Genomic DNA, 20,818 nt, shown 5'->3' with positions numbered 1-20,818 from the left:
CGCCCTCTTTTTGATACATTTTTTATTCTGTTGCTAAAGGATTTTTAACTTTTACATACGTATAGTCATGTGCTTCATCTTCTAAGCGCATAGTAGTAACACATTTATAATCAATCGTTTCATCAAAGAATGTGTGTTTGATGTCAGCTAAACGTTCATTATCAATCGTATGATCTGCTTGCATTTGATTGAATTTCTTTTGTGTAATCTGTTTAACGACATCCCATAATTTGTTTTCTGATATCACGCTTTCTTGTGTATGTTGTGCGATTGTTAAAATTAGCTCTCCAAGATGGTTTTGGATAGTTGAATAGAACGCCTTGTTGAATACAGAAGTTGATTTGCTAGTTAAGATACGTGATTTTTCATGGAAATGTTCTGAAGAGAAACCACTGTCGTTGAGTTGTTGTTCATCAATACGTAAACCTTCATAGTCACGAATGAACATATGATTTAAGCTGCCATCTTCATTGAATGAAGCCACTGCATTTTGTAAATGTGCTTCTAAAGCAATACCATATTTCACCATTAATGGAATCACAATATCGACTAATGCTTGCGCATATTCAGCAAGCCAAGCTTCTGAAGCAGCTTCAAAAGATTCTGTTTGCTTCGCACTTTGATAACGTTCAATTAACGAATTTATCACTGCAATTTCAGCGTTAGGATTACTAACTACTAAACTTGATGGAATGATGTTAATAGTATCAGGTGCTGTTAAGTGATAAACATTTTCTCTTAAGAGTGAACCAAGCTGTTCACTGCGTTCTGTTTGATAGTCGCCTTGATCTTGTTTGTGATAGAAATGAATACCCGCTAGTTCAGAAATTCCAGAAGCTTGAATATCTTTAAATAAAGGGTCTTCAGTCAATATCTGGTTAACGATATGCGTCACAAGTGGACCATTAAACGTTGTTTGTTCTGACAATGTTCGAATCTCTCCGGTAATATGCACATTGGTTGAGAGTTTGACATGCGGTGTTGCTTCTGGCCATTTCGGCATTAAAGTTCTAAATGACAGTCCCGCATAATAAGATGTTTCGTAAGGGATTGTCTTAATTTGACCTGTATCAAGTTCTTGTGCATAGTCACGTTCTAAAATCTCATCATATTGCCAAGGATGTAACACAATAATGCTGTAATGATTGTGTTCATCTGAAGGGATTGCTTGGTTAAAGGCACTTTCTAAACCTTCGAAGTTTTTAAAGAGCGTTTCATTATATGTATGCTCAAGTGTTTGTGTACGAACGAGGTCATTGTGTACCGCAATCCATTTTAATGCAATGGGTTGTTGGAATTCAGAAGAATATTGAATGTTTTCTTGTGGTGTTAAGCCTTTGCGTAATTTGGCACCTGGGTGAAGCGGGTGACCTTCAATGACTGATTGTTCAGAACGTAAATAACTATCTGATGCGTGTGCGATAATATCGAACATAGCACGTGTATCATCTTTTAAAGTGATATGTTGATAGCTGAGTGCGAGTGCCATATTGGCTACACTATTCATCATATCGTCACTGAATTGATCACTTGCTGGTCCTTTGAATTTAGGTGCTTCTGTTAAAATCACTTCTAATACTTCTTCTGGATGCATAATGCGTTGGTGTGTCTCTGGTTTATCCATTTCTGTGAAATAAAATGGACCATCCATATCAATACGATCAAAAGCATGAAATCCTGAAATTGGCGCATAGAGTGTCAGTCTAGATGTCGGCCAATCCATCTTCATGACTTTGCCTGTGTTCGATGATAACTCAAAAGGTAAATCTGTATTATTTATAATTTGTGCTTGTCGGCCTTGATTGACCATATTTTCTCGATAAATTGAAACGACTAAACGTTTCGTAACCAAGTCTCTTGCAGTTAGTAAAATAGCTTTAAATTGCTCAGCCCAATGTGGGTGGGATGCAGAAAGGTAATCATAAGCAGATTGTTCTTCTGCTGTGAGCTTTATAGGTTGTTCATTTGTTTGTTGTAATATATTTTCCATAATACACCTCTTATTTAATTATTTTACAAAACAACTAAAGATTTGTATAATCCATCATATCGGTAATGATAATCATTATCAATTAAAAAGACAGGTGGAATAAAAAATGGCAAAATATTTTTTCCCAAGTTCATTCCTACTGTTTTTGGGGAATTGGATCGGACAAATCGCATTGAATTGGTATGTATACGAGCAATATCACAATGCTTTTTATTTGGGATTGGTCAATTTCGTCAGACTGATACCAATCTTATTTCTAAGTATCTGGGCAGGGGCTTTAGCTGATAAATTCGATAGAGGGAGATTAATTCGAATAACTGTCACAGGTTCTACAACTTTAACAGCAATCTTATGTTTGTTGAGCTTTGAATACAGGGAATTACCTATATATATTATTTTGATTTATGCTTGTTTAAGGGGCATACTTAATGCTGTAGAGACACCTGTCAGACAGGCGATTTTGCCTGATTTATCTGATAAAATCAGTACAGTCAAAGCAGTATCGTATCATTCGTTTATCATTAATATTTGTCGATCAATCGGACCAGCGATTGCAGGGGGCATTATCGCAGTGTTGAATGTGAAATATGCATTTTTAGCACAAACCTTGGTTTACATAGGTGCTATGCTGTTATGCTTGCCACTTCATTTCAAAGTCGCTTCAGCTTCAGATGAAGAAGGTGCAGCACGTTTCTCTGCAACGGTCGTCAAAGATTATTTTAAAACACATGGACAAGGACTCCATATCTTTATTACGTCATTGTTGATTATGGCCACTGGCTTCTCTTATACCACCTTATTACCGGTATTAACCAGTTTGAATTTTCCTGGCCAGGCTTCAGTCTTTGGCATCGCAATGACCTTCAGTGCTATCGGTGGTATTACCGCAACGTTATTATTGCCGCAGATACTGAAATTATTTTATTCAATTAATGTATACTATTTAAGTTCTATCCTGTTTGGTATCGCATTACTGATGGTAGTTATGCCGAATACAATTCTGCTGTTCGGCTTTATCTTTTTAATCGGTTTATTTAGTCAATGTGCACGGACAACGAATCGTGTATATTTTCAAACACATATTGAACCTGAAAGACGTGGCAGAATTTTAAGTATTGTGATGATGGATCGCGGCATGATTCCATTAGGTGCAGTTATTATGAGTGCGTTAACAGAACTTATCGGCATTGTACCGACATTTATTACAATGGGTCTTAGTACATTACTCATTGCAGCGCTCTTTTATGGGATGAAAGAACTTAAGAATAGAGGAAGTGTAATATGAGACAAACAACATTACAACAAGCAGATATCAATATGCAGCATCGTGTGTTCAACGCCATGATTAAAGAACACATTTTTAACGAAGGCACACGTATTACGAAACAAAATCATCGGTTAGAAGTTCAATATCAAGGTAAAGTACTCTCAGTCAGCATTAATGGTGTATATGCATTTGAACGCTATCAAATGCAAGGGCCGCTGGAACTGCAAGAGGGAGACAAACAACAGACGATAGCATCCTTAGAACAACTAATCGACACGCTAGAACAAGATTTTGACGTAGCGTTCCCGACTCGTTTAAAACAAGAGTTGATTCATAGTCGACGCGGCTTTGATTTAACTTATGCGCAAATGGAGAAACGTCATCAGCTCATTCAAGATAGTATGAAATTTTCGAGAATGCCAGTCAGTTTGAATTATTTTGCTTGGATGTCGCATATGAATGCATTAGGTGAAATGGATGATTTATTATATTCAGAGAGTTTAGTTGTCGAAGGACATCCGACTCATCCATTATCCAAAACCAAACTGCCTTTAACGAACGAAGAAGTGATGCGTTATGCGCCAGAGTTCGAACAAATCATTCCATTAAAAGTCATGTTGCTGAGAAAAGAAGATGCAGTGACAACCAGCGCTTCTTCTGATCCTGATTTCATATTGAATGAAGTTCTAAAAGATGATAAAGCCCAATTGAAAGATTATGCGAAAGCGCTCGGTTATGATATCGATGACTTTGAAATTGTCATAATTCATCCATGGCAATATGAACATGTCATTGTAGAACAATTTAAAACTTGGATTCAGGAACAACGTTTAATACCGACACCCATCACTTTGAAGTCAAAGGCAACTTTATCATTTAGAACGATGGCGTTATTAGAGCGTCCTTATCATATTAAATTGCCAGTTCAAGTTCAGGCAACGAGTGCCATTCGTACAGTTTCTTCTGTTACGACAGTAGATGGACCGAAATTAAGTTATGAATTACAAGATATGTTGAACGTCTATCCGCAACTTAAAGTGGCGAGAGAACCGTTCGGCTTACATGCGGCTATTGAACCAGACCAAGCACGACAATTAGCTTATATTGTCAGAGAACGCCCGATGATTGATGGTGAAGGTGTAACTGTCGTAACCGCAAGTTTAGTAAATCAAAATCCTGTAGATGACATGAAAGTGGTGGACAGTTACTTAGAATGGGTTGATCGTGAAATTTCAGCACAATCAATCAAGCATTTCATGACAGTCTATGCACATACTTTAATTCCACCATTAATTGCCTATATCCAAGAGTATGGCATTGCTTTAGAAGCGCACATGCAAAATACAATTGTGAAACTTGGCAAGGACTATAAAATGGCCTTTATGGTCAGAGATTTAGGCGGCTCTCGTATAGATTTAGAAACGATGAAAGAGAAAATTCCAAATGTCAAAGTTGAGAATGAAAGCTTAATTGCGGAAGATATTGAAGCGGTGATTGCGAAATTTCAACACGCAGTCATTCAAAATCAAATGGGTGAATTAATTTATCATTTGAGTCAGCATGAGGATGTGACAGAACAAGAGCTGTTTACGATTGTTCAAGAAATTACACGCCATGCGATTGATCCGAATAAACCACATGCGACAGTCTTGAACCAAATTCTCTTTGGACCGACGATTACTGTGAAATCTTTATTAAGAATGCGCATGGAAGGCAAAGTAAAAAAATACGTAAATACGATTTTAGATAACCCATTGAAAGAAGGAGAGTGAACCCCATGGCTTATGTAGAAATAGATTTAGCCAAAATCCAATTCAATGCATTGATGTTGAAAGAAAAGCTGGCACAAAGAGATTTAGAAATGATGCCAGTGATTAAATGTATCGCTGGAGATAAGCTGATTGTTGAATCATTGAAAACACTTGGTTTTGATCAGATGGGTGACGCACGTATGGTCAATATTGACCAAATTCATGACGGTGCACTCTCTTATATGTTGATTCGCACGCCTAATCGCAGTGAATTAGAAGATTGTATTGAGAAAACTGATATTAGTATACAAACGGATCTTGAAACAATTCGCTTATTGAATGAAACTGCAAAATCAATGGGCAAAAAACATAAAATATTATTAATGGTAGATTGGAAGGACAGTCGTGAAGGTGTCTTAACGTATGACGTTGTTAAGTACATAGAAGAAATCATGTATATGTCTCATATATGTTTAACAGGACTGGCTTTTAATTTTATGTGTTTTTTAGATATTCCGCCGACTGAAGAAGATATTTTACGTATGAATCAATTTGTACAAGCAGTTGAAAAAGAAACGGGTTATACTTTAAAAATGATTTCAGGTGGCAACTCAAGTGCGTTACCATTACTTGATTATTGTACGTTCGGCAGAATCAACCATTTAAGAATAGGTGAGTCATTGTTTCGCGGTATCAGTACAGTAGATCAAAAGCCGATTCATTATCTCTTCCAAAATGCGATTACTTTGAAAGCAGAAATTTTTGAAGTCAAACCAAGAATAGATATTCAACATGATCGCTCATATTTACAGGCCATCTTAGACATCGGTCATATTGATACTGTGATAGAAGATATTACTCCTTTAAATGATCAAGTGAAAATTATGGGTGCGACAAGTGATCACCTCATGATTGATTTACAGAACACAGATTATTATCAAACAGGAGATATCATTGAGTTTACGCTAGGTTATAATGCATTAGCACAAAGTATGTATCAAAAGACGCTGAAACATGTGTATATCAGAGATGCTGGTGTACAAATTTTAGTGGACCATTTTGAAGTCAATCATGATCATGTTCAAATTAATCCTTGATAGATATAGGCAAAAAAATTGACAATATTGTAAACCGAACAAAATTTGTTCGGTTTTTTGTTTATTATTGCTAAAACCATGTTGACATTGAGAATCGTTATCAATAAAATAAAAAGTAAGATGATTGAATGAGCGATAAATGGGATATATCTAAATGGATGGTACGTAGATACATACGACCTTCATACATAACTTGGCACGAGAAAGATAACTGAGTTGACCTTCAGCTACATTTCATTTGTTGTCTCATAGAGCATCTAACAATATGAAGGAGTGGAAACATGAATAGATTAAAGTTTCTTGGTATTCTTATGTTAGTACTTGCTTTGACTGTCGTTGCGGCTTGCGGCAATAACAGCAAAGATAGTTCAAAAGAGTCTGATAGTAAATCTTCAGATGATACAATCGCAGTAAAAAATGAAGCGGGCACAACGAAAGTGAAAAAAGATGCGAAACGTGTCGTTGCTTTAGAATATTCATTCGTTGATGCTTTAGCTGCATTAGATGTGAAACCTGTAGGAGTTGCAGACGATAATAAAAAAGATCGTATTATCAAACCTATCCGTGAGAAAATTGGAAATTACGAATCAGTCGGTACACGTAAACAACCAAATTTAGAAGTAATCAGTAAAGAAAAACCTGACTTGATTATTGCGGATGCACAACGTCATAAAGGTATTTATAAAGAATTAAACAAAATTGCACCAACTATCTTATTACCAAGTTTTGATGGTGACTATGATGCAAACATCGAATCATTCAAAACAATCGCAAAAGCCTTGAATAAAGAAAAAGAAGGCGAAAAACGTTTAGACGAACATAATAAGAAAATGGATAAATACTCAAAAGATATTACTTTAGATAAAGACTTAGCTGCTTTACCTGCTGTATTAACTAAAACAGATATTATGGCGCACTCAGATAAATCTTATGTTGGTCAAGTGTTCCATCAATTAGGCTTTAAAGAAGCATTAAATAAAGATGTATCAAAAGATTTACCTAAATACCTAGATGGTCCATACTTGAAAATGAGTACGGAACAAATTGCGAAAGTAAATCCAAAACAAATGTTCATCATGATTGATGAAAAAGATAAACCATTATTAGAGAAACAACAAAACGACAAAGTATGGCAAACAATTGACGCAGTTAAACATAAACGTGTTTACACTGTAGATCGTAGTACTTGGTCTCGTTCTCGTGGTTTAATTTCATCAGAAGAAATTGCGAAAGAGTTAGTAGAACTATCTAAAGAACAAAACAACAAATAAGCGATTAAGATGATTAGAAGGGTGAATGGCTATGACAAACCAATCTAGCCACAGCCTTATTGAAAAGAAACAAAGAAAACGCACCACACTCCTCTTTATCGGGAGTGTGTGCTTTCTTTTTATTGTGATGTATTTCAATTTGACTGTCGGCACAACACATATGAAATTTAAAGATATTGCAGATTATTTAATATGGCATCATGACACGAAAAATACATTTATTATACATAATATCCGTATGCCAAGAATGGCAGGCGGGCTATTGATTGGTGCAGCTTTAGCAGTTGCTGGTTTATTTATGCAGGCAATGACGCGTAACCCATTGGCATCTCCACAAATCTTCGGTGTGAATGCCGGAGCATCATTTATTATTGTTGTGATTACAGTCATCTTTCCGGCATTGACTTCAATTTCAACATTACTTGCGTTTATCGGCGCGTTTATTGGCGGTAGTATTGTTTATATGTTGTCTGACTCAACGAAAGGCATGACACCAGTCAAATTAGCTTTAGCTGGTATGACGGTTCATTTGTTCTTTACAAGTTTGACACAAGGTATCATTTTATTAAATGAAGATTCTACAACGACAGTTTATTTCTGGTTAGTCGGTACACTCTCAACATTGAAATGGGGAGATGTATTGTCTATCACACCATGGATTATCGGTGCATTCATCGGTGCATTATTCATGGCACGTCAAATTTCAGTGTTAGAACTTGGCGATGAGTTAGCACGAGGACTAGGTCAAAATATTAAGTTAACACGATTGTTGTTAGGGGTGTTGGTGGTAATTTTAGCCGGAGCATCCGTTTCAATTGCCGGACCTATCGGATTTATCGGTTTGATTGTTCCGCACATTGTAAAATATTATACTTCTCATAATTACTTTGTGATTATACCGCTGACGATGATTTTCGGTGCTGCCATTTTATTATTATCAGATGTCATCAGCCGTTTAATTGCATTTCCATTTGAGACACCGGTAGGTATTGTGACATCCTTCGTCGGTGCGGTTTACTTCTTAGGCTTAACATTGAGAGGAGTGAAACGAGTATGACAAGACATTTAGGACGTAAATATATAATTGTGATTGCGATATTGATTGTCGTTTCCATCTTCTCATTATGTGTAGGTGCCGTATTTGTAAATCCGCTTCAAGCCCTCAAAGGCTGGATTATGCAAGATGACTTTATCGTCAATGAATACCGAGAACCAAGACTTTATGTCGGTTTATTAGTCGGCAGCAGTTTAGCAATTTCAGGTGCAGTAATTCAAGGTGTTGTACGAAATCCTTTAGCATCACCAGATGTTATCGGGATTACTAAAGGTGCGAGTTTAGCAGCTGTTTCAGTCTTGATTCTCTTCCCGAAAGCACCGATTTATGTATTGCCGGTTGCTTCGTTTATCGGAGCTTTAGTCATCAGCTTATTATTATCTTATTTAATCGCACGTAAAGAAGTACAAGGTTCAAACTTAGCGTTAATCGGTTTAGCCATCGGTGCGATTTGTATGGCAATTGTGCAATACTTACTCATTCGATTCCCATTAGAAGCCAACTTAGCTTTAGTATGGTTAACAGGAAGTTTATTCGGACGTTCCATGGACCATGTGATTTCAATCTTGCCGTGGTTTATTGTGACCGTACCGCTTATCTTATTTTTTGCGCAACGTTTAGATATTATTCATTTAGGTGATCAAGTAGCGACTGCGCTTGGTACGAGAGTTCGTTCAGTTAAAATGGTAATGTTGATACTTGCGGTTATGCTGGCAGGTTCCTCTATTGCGGTTGTCGGCGGACTGAGTTTCTTAGGATTGATTGCACCACATATTGCACGTTCGATTGTCGGCCATAAACATATTCATATCATTATGATGTCTGGATTAGTCGGTGCGATTTTAATTATAGTCAGTGATACATTAGCACGCGGCATTCATCCGCCGTTAGACATTCCAGTCGGTGTGATTATTGTGATTGTCGGTGCACCATACTTTATTTATGTTTTACGCAAAATGTAATAGGGAAATAGACAACTGTCTCTTATTAACATGAGAGGCAGTTTTTTTATAGGGGAAGTTGGGGTATTAGAATTTGAAGGTGTTAAATTTATACAGATTTATGTATAAGTATTAAAATTCTTATTGCTTAACCATTACAATACGCTTATAATGTATTGTAATGAAAGGGAGAGACTATGGAAAAATATACAAAATCAGAAATCTTCAAGGGACGTTTGAAGTTCATTATCATGTCATTGCTCGGTATCATGTTGTTCTTAGTACCGGTGCCGGTGACACAAGACGGAAAGCAACAAACGACATTATTGGTAGCATTTTTAGCAGGTTGGTTGAAGGACGTATTAGGTCCAGCAATGCCGTATTTAATTTTAATTGTAATTACATTATCTGGTATTTTGACTTTATGCTGTTCGACTTTCTTAAAGAAGCGCTTAAAGTCTGATGGGTTATTGAATAATACGTTTAATGTGACGCCGATTTGGTTGGTTGTCAGATTATTAGCGGTAGTGTTTGCATGGATGACATTTTTACATATTGGTACAAAAGTGATTTATTCAGACGATACTGGAAATTTAATCTTTTCTAGTTTATTGCCGACGTTATTCTCAGTGTTCTTTTTTGCGGCACTCTTTTTACCGTTACTGATGGAATTCGGTTTATTAGAAATGTTAGGACCGATTTTCAGACCAGTCATGCGACCATTATTCACTTTGCCTGGCCGTTCTACAGTGGATAACCTTGCATCATTTATCGGTGATGGTACAGTTGGTGTTATCATTACGAGTAAGCAATATGATCAAGGCTTTTACTCTAGACGTGAAGCGACCGTTATTTCAACAACATTCAGTGTTGTTTCACTGACGTTTGCGATTGTAGTGGCTGAAACAGTAGGGATGCAGAATCATTTCTTCTATTTCTATTTAACAGTTATCGTTTCTTGTTTAGTTGCTGCAGTGATTATGCCGAGAATTTGGCCGTTACGCAGTGTACCAGATGAATATGCGGTTGAAAACAGTGAATATGCGAAAGATGAATCTAAACCTGAAGGCATATCAGCTTTCAAACATGGATTTAATCTAGCGACTGAAAAAGGAATCAAATCACCAGGCCTTTTGCAATTCTTTAAATCAGGGTTGGTCACTGTTGCAGATATGTGGTTCGCAATTTTACCAGTTGTTATGGCAATTGGGACACTTGCGACGATTATCGCAACATATACACCTGTCTTTGAGATTATTGGGAAACCTTTTGTACCGCTGCTTGAACTCTTACACATTCCTGAAGCAGAACGAGCATCTGAAACTATGTTGATCGGATTTGCGGATATGTTCTTACCTTCAATTTTAATTGATGGTGTGAAGAGTCAAATTACCTTATTTGTTGTCGGTGCATTGAGTATTTCACAATTGATTTACTTATCAGAAGTCGGTGGGGTTATCTTAGGTTCTAAGATTCCTGTCAGTGTCTGGAAATTATTTGTGATTTTCTTATTCAGAACGATTATCGTATTACCAATTATTGCTTTAATGGCACATTTATACTTCTAAATATAAAAGCTGAGTCTTGCAGTAGAAACTGCTCGACTCAGCTTTTTTTATTATTCTAATGTACCTAATGATGACAACACACGAGATTTTACTACGTTGTTTCCGATAACAGGAGATTCTGATGAGGCATTTGACTCAGAAGATTTAGGGCGTTGATGTGCTTGTTTGAAAGCATCGCTATTCTTCCAATTTTCAAAATCATCTTGAGATGCCCACCATGTTGAAACATGCATGAACTCAGTATCTTTTTGATCACCTTCTACTAAAGAAACTTCAACACGATGAAATCCTGGCATTTCTTTTAATTGAGGGTTGGAAGTAAAGCGACCTGCCATTTTTTCAGCAAAGCCTTTTTTCACTTCTATTTGGTTTGTGACAATATACAAGACTATCATCCTTTCAAAATTATTGTTAATCTTCTTTACCCGATTTTTTGTATGTTCATTGTGTGTAATTATCAGTATTTTGATTATAAAACATGTGGTACAATATTTAAAAAGAAAAAGAAGAATCTTAATTAATAGGGGAAAAGTGAATGAAGAAAAAAGAAGTCAGTATGGCCGAACTGTTTTTTGATTTGGTCTTTGTTTATGTACTTTCGACGATTAATATTACAGTGGAACATATTTCTACTTCATTAGTCGACTTGGAAAGTCTTGGCAAAAATTTTATGTTGTTTTTAGTATTTTTCTCAATTTGGATTTATCATACATTGCTGGTCAATCGATTCTTTGAACAGAAATGGTATCAATATGTCTTTTTATTTATAGATATGTTTCTGATTTTATATCTGTCTAAAGCGATTAATGGTAATTTCCAAGAAACATTTGTTGCGTTTGCATCAACAACTACAGTTATCTTTATCAGTATTATAATTCAGTATGTTTTAAGTTATAAATTTGTGGACCATTCTATTAATGCACGTTTCTTAAAGGTGTATGTAACAGGTCTTGTTTTAACAGTCGTGTTTTCGGTAGTCGGTTTACTTCTACCTAAAGGCATTAACTTTTGGGTATATTTTATCGGTATCGTGATTTCAGCCACATTCCCTGCATTTTTTGCGAATGCATCTAAAGAGAATCCAGTTATTTTTAAACATTTAACTGAACGACTGAGTTTGTTTATGATTTTATTGTTTGGAGAAGGGATTGTTCAAATCGTCAATAATATGGAACTCTCTCAATTTAAAGCACTAGATGTTGTCTATTTCTTAATGGTCATTAGTTTATTTGTGATTTATACGTTCCATTACAAAGGTAGCTTGGATCAGGAGAAAGATGAAGCAACAGGCTTTTTAACGATGTTCCTGCATTTATTCATTATTTATTCTGCAAACTTTATTTTCTTGATTATGAATAAAGGCTTATCAGATCATCCTTTAAGCTTTGCGGAAGGCATCGGTTATACCGTTGCATTTTGTGTTTTCTTATTTGGTGTATTCTTTGATACGATTTTACATCGCAATATTACAAAGAAAAAAGGTCTGTATATTGGCATTATCTTAGTAACTACAGTCATTGGATTTATCATTCCAAATATTCACTTGATAACAGTAGTTCAAATCATAGGTATTATCGTACTATGCAGCATGTATTATATTGAAAATAGGGATATATTAACAGATTAAGTTAAAAGAACTTAATCAATAAAAAAACCTTCCACTTCAGAATTAGAAGCGGAAGGTTTTAGTTTATACTTTTTTAATTTATTTATTTTGTGAGTTCATTATAGACTTTCTTGTCATTGAAAGTGAAGATGATGTATTCGTGATCATCAGTATCAATAATAACGCGGTTAGTTTTACCAAATGTAGAACCAATACGAGATACCTCTCTGCCATCGTCTTCTGGTACCGCATGGATATCTTGATCTTCTCTAATGTTTTTAATATCTGCTGTTGGGATTTTGATGTCTGCTACTCTCCATTGGATACGAACTTCGTCATTATTTTTCTTTACTGTCATTGCCATTATGGAACACATCCTTTAATTATTTTTGTATTGCTATCATACACTATTTGGAAACCGTTTTCAAGCAATGTGAGATACTTTTTTATAAATGTGTCATACTAATTAAAAACCGAACATACAGTCCGAAAATATGTTCGTGTTTATTAAGAAATTGTGATAAAATAAAACAACTAGAAAGGAGTATAGAGATGACAGGGAAAACACACTTATCATGCGGGTTTCTTATAGGAACACTCGCCATCAACTATTATCATCCCGATTTATTTACTTCTATCACCACTGTAGTCTTAGCAGGGGCTGGAAGCTTATTGCCTGACATTTGTCATGCACAAAGTAAAATCGGGCGTCGTTTTAAGTTTTTAAGCTTAATTGTTCGTCTTTTGTTCGGTCATCGAACATTTACACATTCAATTTTATTTACGCTACTTGTGGCGTTGCTGTTATCTACTATACATACACCTCCTGTATATATGACAGCAATTATCGGCGGTATGGTTTCTCATATCATTCTAGATATGTTGACGCCGAGAGGTGTTAAGTTATTATATCCATTTCCATTATCAGTTAAACTGCCGATGCAATTTAAAACTGGTGGAATGGTAGATTTATCACTGGCCACTGCATTTACTTTTGGCGGAACATATGTTATATTCCGCGAAGTCATCAATCAATGGTTCATGCACTGGTTTCATTTGAATATATAAAAGAATGAACGACAAGGTGTTGTCGACATGATTAAAGAAGATTTTAAGAACCTCTGCTTTTTTAAAGTGGGGGTTCAAGCTTGAAAAATTGATTTGTGATATAATTCAAGAATATTGAAGGGTTTATGTTGGCCAAATACATATTTAAAGGCAGAACCCTTGGTAATCGCGGAGAAACTTAAGGAGAGGTATCATGTTAGATAAGAATAAATTAGAGAAATTCAATCAGCAACATTTGTTAGAATTGGAGAAATTAATGAGTTCCAACGAAAAAGAAAATATTGCTTCTAAATTACAATCATTAGACTTATCTGCAATTTTAGATTTGTATGAATCACTTTATGTAGAACAATCTCAAAATAAAACTGAAGAAGTATCTGAAGCGACTGAAGTTAAATATAGAGTACGCAAAGATTATTCAACAGAAGAATTAAATAACTTTTATGCTCAAGGTATCGATGCGATTAAGAAGGGTGAATTTGCGGTTGTCTTAATGGCAGGTGGCCAAGGTACACGTCTTGGTTATGATGGTCCGAAAGGTTCATTTGAAATTGAAGGTGTCAGCTTATTTGAACTACAAGCAAGACAGCTATTAAAATTAGCCGAAGAAACTGGACGTACAATTGACTGGTATATTATGACTAGCGATATCAATGATGAAGCAACGCAAGAATTCTTTGAACAACAAAACTATTTTGGCTATAACCCTGACTATATCCATTTCTTCAAACAAGATAATATTGTCGCTTTAAACGAAAAAGGCGAGATTGTCTTAACAGAAAATGCTGAAGTCATGGAAACGCCAAACGGAAATGGCGGCGTATTTAAAGCGTTAGATGCATACGGCTATCTTGATAAAATGGAAGAAGACGGTGTGAAGTTTATCTTTATGAACAATATTGATAATGTTTTAGCGCGTGTATTGGATCCAGTTTTTGCAGGATTTACTGCAGAAGCTAATCGTGATATCAGCACAAAATCTATTGAACCAAAACAAGGTGAAAGTGTTGGACGTTTAGTCAATATTGACTGTAAAGATAGTGTCTTAGAATACTCAGAACTTGGTGATTCAGATGTAAATGCATTCCAAAATGCGAATATCGGTATTCATGCGTTCAAACTTGCATTTATCCAATCAGCAGTTAATCGTGAATTGCCATATCATTTAGCAATCAAACAATTGAATCAATTAGATGAAGACTTTAATGTAGTGAAAGCACCTGCATTGAAATTTGAACTGTTCTATTTTGATATCTTTAAATACGCAACTAGTTTTATTACACTACAAGTTCCTAGAGAAGAAGAGTTTTCACCTTTAAAAAATCGTGAAGGCAAAGATAGTGTAGAAACTGCAACGCAAGATTTAAAACGCTTAAATCTTATTTAACTGTAAAGGTGGAGTCATAGTTGAAACAGACTTCAAATACACGTAGTGAACGTGGTCTCAATCGTTTTAAAGATATTATTCCTTTATCATTCGGTGAAGAAATCGGTAATGCAGTCTCACATGGGGCAGCGGCTTTGATTACACTAATCGTATTGCCTTATGCGGCAGTCCATAGTTATATTCATGGCGGTACATTGGCATCAGTCAGTGTATCTATATATGTCATCAGTATCTTTTTAATGCTGATTTCATCAACGATTTATCATGTGATGCAAAATAACTCACCGCATAAATATATTATGCGTATTATCGATCACAGTATGATTTATATAGCAATATCTGGTACATATACACCAGTATCATTAGTCGTAGTCGGCGGATGGTTCGGTTGGATTATAATGGTGTTGCTATGGGGAATTACGATATGGGGCATTTTGTATAAAGCAATTGCTGAAAATGTAAATCCTAAACTCAGTTTGTTCATATATTTAATTATGGGCTGGGTCGGTATTTTATATCTTCCGATTATTTGGAGAGAAGCCTCATGGCAATTTATGTTATTTATTTTGCTTGGAGGTATTGCTTATACGATTGGTGCATGGTTCTATGCACAAAAGAATCGTCCGTACTTTCATATGATCTGGCATATCTTTATTGTGATAGCATCGTTATGTCATTTCATCGGAATTTTATATTTTATGTAGGGGGAGAGGCTGAGGCTCTTGTTGAATAGAAGCCTTGACCTCTTTCTTATTTGAGAAAAAGAAAGAGGTGTCAAAGTGTGAAAATGGATTTGAAGTCAATCGGTGTAGTGACCGCATTGATTTTAATTATGTTTATGGCGGCTATCGAAACATCTATCATTTCTTTAGCATTGCCTACGATCAAAACAGATTTAAACGTGACGAGCTCGATTTCGCTTGTGTTCTCAATTTATTTTATTGCCTTAGTTATTGTGAATCCATTAGTCGGGGAGTTGCTTTCGCGTTTTAAACTTATACATGTAACGATTGGTGGACTATTATTATTCAGCGTCGGTAGTTTGATGTCTGGATTAAGCAGTACATTTACTTTATTAATTATCTCTCGCTTTATCCAAGGTTTAGGGTCAGGTGTCATGATGGTGCTCAGCCAAATTGTACCGAAACTTGCCTTTGAAATTCCGTTACGATATAAAATAATGGGGATTGTCGGCAGTGTATGGGGGATTTCAAGTATTATCGGTCCTTTACTTGGTGGTGCAATCTTAGAATTTGCGACATGGCATTGGTTATTCTTTATTAATATTCCGATTGCTGTGGTTGCTGGTGTGTTGGCATTTACGACCTTTATTTTTGATGAGGAACAAGTATCAAGTGGAGAAGCATTTGATCAAAAAGGTCTGTTCTTCTTCTATTTAGTTCTTATCTTTATATTAGGTGCGATTACAACACCATTATCACTATGGTTGAAAGGTATCATGATTGTAATTGGTATCGTATTTGCCTATAAACTTGTCAAAGTTGAGAAACAAGTATCGACACCGTTTTTACCTATTGAAGAATTTAATCGTCGCATCACTATTATTTTTATTACTGATTTTATATATGCGATGATCTTAATGGGCTATAACTTATACATGCCGATATACTTACAAGAAGAAATCGGATTATCGCCACTCCAAAGTGGATTTGTGGTTTTCCCGATTTCAGCAGCTTGGTTGTTGATTAACTTCAATTTACATCGTATTGAAGCAGGGTTAACAAGAAAAGCGTTGTATCTTGTTGCCTTCACTTCATTACTGTTATGTAGTGTGATTGTCTTTGTTACACATGCAGCACCGATATTATTAGCCGCAACATTGATGTTAGCAGGCGCAAGTTTCGGTATTGTTTATACAAAGGACAGTGTGATTGTGCAAGAGGAAACGTCACCGAGAGAAATGAAGCGGATGATGTCGTTTTATTCTCTTTCTAAGAACTTAGGTAATTCTATCGGTTCTACAATCATGGGCGGCATGTATGCCTTACCGTTTATTGTAGGAGGCGCAAGAATTTTAAATAACGTTGTTTTGATTATCATCTTTATTATGATGCTATTCCTATTATGGATAGTCTTTTATCGAAATCAAACGCAAAACGACTAATTTGGTATCCCGCTGAAATGCGGGATATTTTTAATTAATAACTTAAATCATATTGTGTTATTATACGGGTGTATAAAGAAAGAGCGAAAGGAGTGAGGAAAACTTGAAATTCAATATATTCAATTTAATATCTACATTAATTGTGCTATTAGTGTTTGTGATTTCCGGTGCGATTTTCCTCACACTTTTAGGCTTTGTATTATTTGGTTTGAGTCGTTTGCTTATTTTTTGGCATCTAGGGTATTTCGGATATAACAAAGGTTTCTACCAAAACTTATTTTACTACGGCAGCTATATTGTATTAGGTTACTTCACAATGTTCTTAGTAGAATATCTGATGGATTATTTCAAAAAGAAATTACCGCATAGCCCATATTTTCATGGTGAAATCTTTCATTTGATTTCATACTCCGTTACAACGGTAATGTTCTATTTTGTAGTCCATATTCATTATGCATATATCAACATTGATTTTTGGGTCATTATGTTGATTATGGCGTTCTTTTACGTATGTAAAGAAGTCTTTTATCCTGATAGTGAAGACTTGAATAGAAATAAGTGACCTGCATGAGCAATTAGTTTGCTTTGCTAACTATTTTTAGTGCATTATATTATGGTAAGTTTATAAAGGAGTGTTTATATCTATGCCAGAGCAGGCTACTATTTCTAAGCAAAAAAGAAATTTGATTGTCACAGTTATGATTACGAGCGCATTCATTGCGATATTAAACCAAACGCTACTTAATACTGCACTGCCTGCTATCATGCGTAGTTTCAACATTGGAGAGAACACATCCCAATGGCTAGTAACTGGTTTTATGTTAGTTAACGGAGTCATGATTCCTTTAACTGCCTTCTTAATGGATAAAATCAAAACCAGACCGTTATATTTAGCATCAATGGGAATATTTTTAATTGGTACTATATTAGCGGCAATTGCACCGAACTTCGGTGTTTTAATGACTGCACGTGTCATCCAAGCTATGGGTGCAGGCATTATTATGCCGTTGATGCAATTCACTTTATTTACACTTTTCCCGAAAAATGAACGCGGTTTCGCAATGGGGTTAGCTGGTCTTGTTATTTCCTTCGCGCCAGCAATCGGACCAACAGTATCAGGTTTGATTATTGATGTTTCAAGTTGGCGTACACCATTTATCGCAGTAGCTGTGATTGCGTTAATTGGATATATCTTCGGAGCAATCAGTATTAAAAGCTTCAATGAACCTAAAGATATTACATTAGATATGAAATCTGTGATTTATTCAACAATCGGATTCGGTGTAATGTTATTAGCGTTCAGTAGTGCGGGTTCTTCAGGCTTTGACAGCTGGACGTTCTATGTACCATTTATTGCCAGCCTATTTGTCATTTGGGTGTTTGTGAAACGTCAATTAACAATCGAGAATCCAATCTTGAACTTGCGCGTTTTTAAAAACAAAACATTTACGCTATCAGCTATTTGTTCAATGATCGTAATGACATCAATGATTGGCCCAGCACTGTTGATTCCCATTTATGTACAAAATGCGATGGGCTTATCAGCTTTCTTATCAGGTATTGTGATATTACCTGGTGCAGTGGTCAACGGCGTGATGTCTATCTACACCGGTAAGTTCTACGATAAATACGGTGTTAGACCATTAGTGATTATCGGCTTTACCATGTTGACTATATTTACTGGAGTCTTAGCATTCTTAAAAGTAGATACACCATTCTGGTATCTTGTATTAATTTATGCGTTAAGAATGTTCTCAGTGTCATTACTTGCGATGCCGCTTAATACAGCGGGCGTCAATGCATTACCGAATAAAGATATTTCACACGGTACAGCAATTATGAACTTCGCTCGTATGATGGCTTCATCAATTGGTACAGCGATTATGGTTGCATTAATGACATTAGGTACAAGAACATTTGCGCCAAATCCAAATGAAGTGGCTTCTAAAGAATTATTCCATCGCGAAGCAATTGCGCGTGGTGTGGATTTATCATTTGGTGTAGTGACAGTTATTGTATTAATTGGCTTCATTATAGGTTTATTCATTAGAGATAGAATAAAAGGTGAAACTAAAAAGCAAATGAATGCACGTAAAATTTAAAACTGAATCAATCTTTAAACATAAAACCAGCAAAGCAATATACAGATTGTTTTGCTGGTTTTTGTTAGGTTTTCTAGGAAAGGGGAAGTTCTTTGGATTATTCGTTACCACTTATACATTAAGTTTGTTAAAATAATAAGAGTAAACATTAATTTATATTTGGGGTGACGTACTTTGTTAACAGTTGAACAAGTCAACGAACTAGTGGGGAATCTGAAAGATCCAATTTTAGATGTACCATTTAAAGATACAGGTGGTATTGTGAATATCACGATTAAAGAAGAGATTGAACATGTCAGTGTCAAAATTGCGATGGCAAAATTAGGTGGAAAACCTCAATTAGACTTGCAAATGGCAATTGTTGAAACATTGAAAGAAAATGGAGCAAACACAGTTGGTATTCGTTTTGAAGAATTAGATTCTGAAACGGTTGCTAAGTTTACTGGTGATGATCCAGCAGAAGACCAACCGCAAACAATCGAAGGTCTGCTTTCAAAAGGTAATCCTGTTGAATTTATTGCGATTGCATCTGGTAAAGGCGGCGTAGGTAAATCTACAGTAGCAGTTAACCTTGCTGTGGCATTAGCACGTGAAGGTAAAAAAGTCGGTTTAATCGATGCTGACATTTATGGTTTCAGTGTTCCTGATATGATGGGTATCGATAATAAACCAGGCATTGAAGGTAAATCAGTAAAACCAGTTGAACGTCATGGTGTAAAAGTAATGTCTATGGCATTCTTCGTTGAAGAGAATGCACCTGTAATTTGGCGTGGACCAATGCTAGGTAAAATGTTGACGAACTTCTTTACAGACGTAAAATGGGGAGATCTTGATTACTTACTATTAGATTTACCTCCAGGTACAGGTGATGTGGCATTGGATGTACATACAATGTTGCCATCAAGTAAAGAAATTATCGTAACAACACCTCATCCAACTGCAGCATTTGTAGCAGCACGTGCTGGAGCAATGGCAAAACATACAGAACATTCTATTTTAGGTGTTATTGAAAACATGTCTTATTTCGAAAGTAAGGAAACTGGAAATAAAGAATATATCTTTGGTAAAGATGGCGGTAAAAAACTAGCAGATGAACTTAATGCTGACTTATTAGGTCAATTACCATTAGCACAACCTACATGGGATCCTAAAGATTTTTCACCTTCTATTTATCAACCTGATGATCAACTTGGTGAAATTTATCAACAAATCGCGCAAAAAGTTATCACTAAAACAATGAAAAAATAAGAAGTCTAAATAAAACGCAGGTTTTTTCAAAAAATCTGCGTTTTTCTCTTGCGTTTTTCTGAAATCCTGTTAGAATATATTTTTGTGAGCGAGAAAAACAAGTTAAATAAACACTTAAAAAAACTGAAAAAAAGTTATTGACTTAACACTTTGAAGGTGCTAAGATAATAAAGTCGCTAAAAAACGACGAGTTATCAAGAGTGTAAAACTTACTCTTGCGGAAATGAAGAAAACATTTTAAAATTGTAAAAGTAATGTTAATTAAGTGTTGACTTCGAAAACACGAAGTGCTACAATGAATAACGTTACTGAAAAAATGAACATTGAAAACTGAATGACAATA

The 20,818-nt window shown here is 35.6% G+C and carries 18 protein-coding genes; 15 read left to right on the top strand and 3 right to left on the bottom strand.

Annotated elements, in window-relative coordinates; all coding sequences use genetic code 11:
- Positions 1–22: 22 nt before the first annotated feature.
- Positions 23–1,990, bottom strand: coding sequence for an IucA/IucC family protein (locus tag HMPREF3031_RS07345; protein ID WP_070724791.1), 1,968 nt, complete (start codon positions 1,988–1,990; stop codon positions 23–25).
- Positions 1,991–2,096: 106 nt separating this feature from the next.
- On the opposite strand from HMPREF3031_RS07345, the gene HMPREF3031_RS07340 reads away from it, so the two are divergent.
- The 7 genes from HMPREF3031_RS07340 to HMPREF3031_RS07310 all read left to right on the top strand — a co-directional run bounded on the left by HMPREF3031_RS07340 (position 2,097) and on the right by HMPREF3031_RS07310 (position 10,939).
- Complete coding sequence (locus HMPREF3031_RS07340; RefSeq protein WP_002479517.1) at positions 2,097–3,275, top strand: MFS transporter; 1,179 nt, start codon at positions 2,097–2,099, stop codon at positions 3,273–3,275.
- The gene (locus HMPREF3031_RS07335; protein ID WP_002479516.1) at positions 3,272–5,029 is read left to right on the top strand and encodes an IucA/IucC family protein; all 1,758 of its coding nucleotides are present in this window, start codon (positions 3,272–3,274) and stop codon (positions 5,027–5,029) included. Before HMPREF3031_RS07340 ends, HMPREF3031_RS07335 begins: the two co-directional genes overlap by 4 nt.
- Positions 5,030–5,034: 5 nt before the next feature.
- Positions 5,035–6,105: an alanine racemase gene (locus HMPREF3031_RS07330; protein ID WP_002479515.1), complete on the top strand. Its 1,071-nt coding sequence runs from the start codon at positions 5,035–5,037 to the stop codon at positions 6,103–6,105.
- 281 nt (positions 6,106–6,386) lie between these two features.
- Positions 6,387–7,376, top strand: coding sequence for an ABC transporter substrate-binding protein (locus HMPREF3031_RS07325; RefSeq protein WP_002479514.1), 990 nt, complete (start codon positions 6,387–6,389; stop codon positions 7,374–7,376).
- Between the two features lie 31 nt (positions 7,377–7,407).
- A complete protein-coding gene (locus HMPREF3031_RS07320) occupies positions 7,408–8,433 on the top strand; it encodes a FecCD family ABC transporter permease (RefSeq protein WP_002479513.1) in 1,026 nt (341 codons plus the stop codon).
- Complete coding sequence (locus tag HMPREF3031_RS07315; protein ID WP_070724790.1) at positions 8,430–9,392, top strand: FecCD family ABC transporter permease; 963 nt, start codon at positions 8,430–8,432, stop codon at positions 9,390–9,392. Before HMPREF3031_RS07320 ends, HMPREF3031_RS07315 begins: the two co-directional genes overlap by 4 nt.
- Positions 9,393–9,568: 176 nt before the next feature.
- Positions 9,569–10,939 (top strand): YjiH family protein, encoded by a 1,371-nt coding sequence (locus HMPREF3031_RS07310; protein ID WP_002479511.1) that lies wholly within the window; start codon positions 9,569–9,571, stop codon positions 10,937–10,939.
- Positions 10,940–10,989: 50 nt separating this feature from the next.
- Here HMPREF3031_RS07310 and HMPREF3031_RS07305 read toward each other — a convergent pair whose 3' ends face one another.
- Entirely contained in the window at positions 10,990–11,325 is a 336-nt protein-coding gene (locus HMPREF3031_RS07305) for a heme oxygenase (RefSeq protein WP_002479510.1), read from the bottom strand.
- A 149-nt stretch (positions 11,326–11,474) separates the two neighbouring features.
- Between HMPREF3031_RS07305 and HMPREF3031_RS07300 the strand changes: the two genes are divergently transcribed.
- Positions 11,475–12,566, top strand: a complete 1,092-nt coding sequence (locus HMPREF3031_RS07300) for a low temperature requirement protein A (RefSeq protein WP_002479509.1) — start codon at positions 11,475–11,477, stop codon at positions 12,564–12,566.
- A gap of 82 nt (positions 12,567–12,648) precedes the next feature.
- Here HMPREF3031_RS07300 and HMPREF3031_RS07295 read toward each other — a convergent pair whose 3' ends face one another.
- Positions 12,649–12,909 (bottom strand): SunI/YnzG family protein, encoded by a 261-nt coding sequence (locus tag HMPREF3031_RS07295; RefSeq protein WP_002479508.1) that lies wholly within the window; start codon positions 12,907–12,909, stop codon positions 12,649–12,651.
- A gap of 188 nt (positions 12,910–13,097) precedes the next feature.
- Between HMPREF3031_RS07295 and HMPREF3031_RS07290 the strand changes: the two genes are divergently transcribed.
- The 7 genes from HMPREF3031_RS07290 to HMPREF3031_RS07260 all read left to right on the top strand — a co-directional run bounded on the left by HMPREF3031_RS07290 (position 13,098) and on the right by HMPREF3031_RS07260 (position 20,475).
- Positions 13,098–13,613 (top strand): metal-dependent hydrolase, encoded by a 516-nt coding sequence (locus HMPREF3031_RS07290; RefSeq protein ID WP_002479507.1) that lies wholly within the window; start codon positions 13,098–13,100, stop codon positions 13,611–13,613.
- Between the two features lie 193 nt (positions 13,614–13,806).
- On the top strand, positions 13,807–15,000 hold the full coding sequence (locus HMPREF3031_RS07285; RefSeq protein ID WP_002479506.1) for a UTP--glucose-1-phosphate uridylyltransferase: 1,194 nt from the start codon (positions 13,807–13,809) through the stop codon (positions 14,998–15,000).
- Positions 15,001–15,020: 20 nt separating this feature from the next.
- Positions 15,021–15,704, top strand: coding sequence for a PAQR family membrane homeostasis protein TrhA (locus HMPREF3031_RS07280; RefSeq protein ID WP_070724788.1), 684 nt, complete (start codon positions 15,021–15,023; stop codon positions 15,702–15,704).
- An 83-nt stretch (positions 15,705–15,787) separates the two neighbouring features.
- The gene (gene sdrM / locus HMPREF3031_RS07275) at positions 15,788–17,125 is read left to right on the top strand and encodes a multidrug efflux MFS transporter SdrM (RefSeq protein WP_037556160.1); all 1,338 of its coding nucleotides are present in this window, start codon (positions 15,788–15,790) and stop codon (positions 17,123–17,125) included.
- Between the two features lie 103 nt (positions 17,126–17,228).
- On the top strand, positions 17,229–17,687 hold the full coding sequence (locus HMPREF3031_RS07270; protein ID WP_002479503.1) for a SepA family multidrug efflux transporter: 459 nt from the start codon (positions 17,229–17,231) through the stop codon (positions 17,685–17,687).
- An 82-nt stretch (positions 17,688–17,769) separates the two neighbouring features.
- Positions 17,770–19,227: an MDR family MFS transporter gene (locus HMPREF3031_RS07265; protein WP_002479502.1), complete on the top strand. Its 1,458-nt coding sequence runs from the start codon at positions 17,770–17,772 to the stop codon at positions 19,225–19,227.
- A gap of 174 nt (positions 19,228–19,401) precedes the next feature.
- Positions 19,402–20,475 (top strand): Mrp/NBP35 family ATP-binding protein, encoded by a 1,074-nt coding sequence (locus tag HMPREF3031_RS07260; RefSeq protein WP_002479500.1) that lies wholly within the window; start codon positions 19,402–19,404, stop codon positions 20,473–20,475.
- The last annotated feature ends 343 nt before the right edge of the window (positions 20,476–20,818 follow it).

Source organism: Staphylococcus sp. HMSC072B07, from assembly GCF_001815505.1.
Taxonomy (GTDB): domain Bacteria; phylum Bacillota; class Bacilli; order Staphylococcales; family Staphylococcaceae; genus Staphylococcus; species Staphylococcus simulans.
Note: the sequence above shows the minus strand (reverse complement) of the source record. Positions and strands in the feature narration are given on the sequence as shown.

What these genes read in the sequence shown, in the direction of transcription:
- HMPREF3031_RS07345 (WP_070724791.1), bottom strand. Translation starts at nt 1,990, where the DNA reads ATGGAAAATATATTACAACAAACAAATGAACAACCTATAAAGCTCACA.
- HMPREF3031_RS07340 (WP_002479517.1), top strand. Translation starts at nt 2,097, where the DNA reads ATGGCAAAATATTTTTTCCCAAGTTCATTCCTACTGTTTTTGGGGAAT.
- HMPREF3031_RS07335 (WP_002479516.1), top strand. Translation starts at nt 3,272, where the DNA reads ATGAGACAAACAACATTACAACAAGCAGATATCAATATGCAGCATCGT.
- HMPREF3031_RS07330 (WP_002479515.1), top strand. Translation starts at nt 5,035, where the DNA reads ATGGCTTATGTAGAAATAGATTTAGCCAAAATCCAATTCAATGCATTG.
- HMPREF3031_RS07325 (WP_002479514.1), top strand. Translation starts at nt 6,387, where the DNA reads ATGAATAGATTAAAGTTTCTTGGTATTCTTATGTTAGTACTTGCTTTG.
- HMPREF3031_RS07320 (WP_002479513.1), top strand. Translation starts at nt 7,408, where the DNA reads ATGACAAACCAATCTAGCCACAGCCTTATTGAAAAGAAACAAAGAAAA.
- HMPREF3031_RS07315 (WP_070724790.1), top strand. Translation starts at nt 8,430, where the DNA reads ATGACAAGACATTTAGGACGTAAATATATAATTGTGATTGCGATATTG.
- HMPREF3031_RS07310 (WP_002479511.1), top strand. Translation starts at nt 9,569, where the DNA reads ATGGAAAAATATACAAAATCAGAAATCTTCAAGGGACGTTTGAAGTTC.
- HMPREF3031_RS07300 (WP_002479509.1), top strand. Translation starts at nt 11,475, where the DNA reads ATGAAGAAAAAAGAAGTCAGTATGGCCGAACTGTTTTTTGATTTGGTC.
- HMPREF3031_RS07295 (WP_002479508.1), bottom strand. Translation starts at nt 12,909, where the DNA reads ATGGCAATGACAGTAAAGAAAAATAATGACGAAGTTCGTATCCAATGG.
- HMPREF3031_RS07290 (WP_002479507.1), top strand. Translation starts at nt 13,098, where the DNA reads ATGACAGGGAAAACACACTTATCATGCGGGTTTCTTATAGGAACACTC.
- HMPREF3031_RS07285 (WP_002479506.1), top strand. Translation starts at nt 13,807, where the DNA reads ATGTTAGATAAGAATAAATTAGAGAAATTCAATCAGCAACATTTGTTA.
- sdrM (WP_037556160.1), top strand. Translation starts at nt 15,788, where the DNA reads ATGGATTTGAAGTCAATCGGTGTAGTGACCGCATTGATTTTAATTATG.
- HMPREF3031_RS07265 (WP_002479502.1), top strand. Translation starts at nt 17,770, where the DNA reads ATGCCAGAGCAGGCTACTATTTCTAAGCAAAAAAGAAATTTGATTGTC.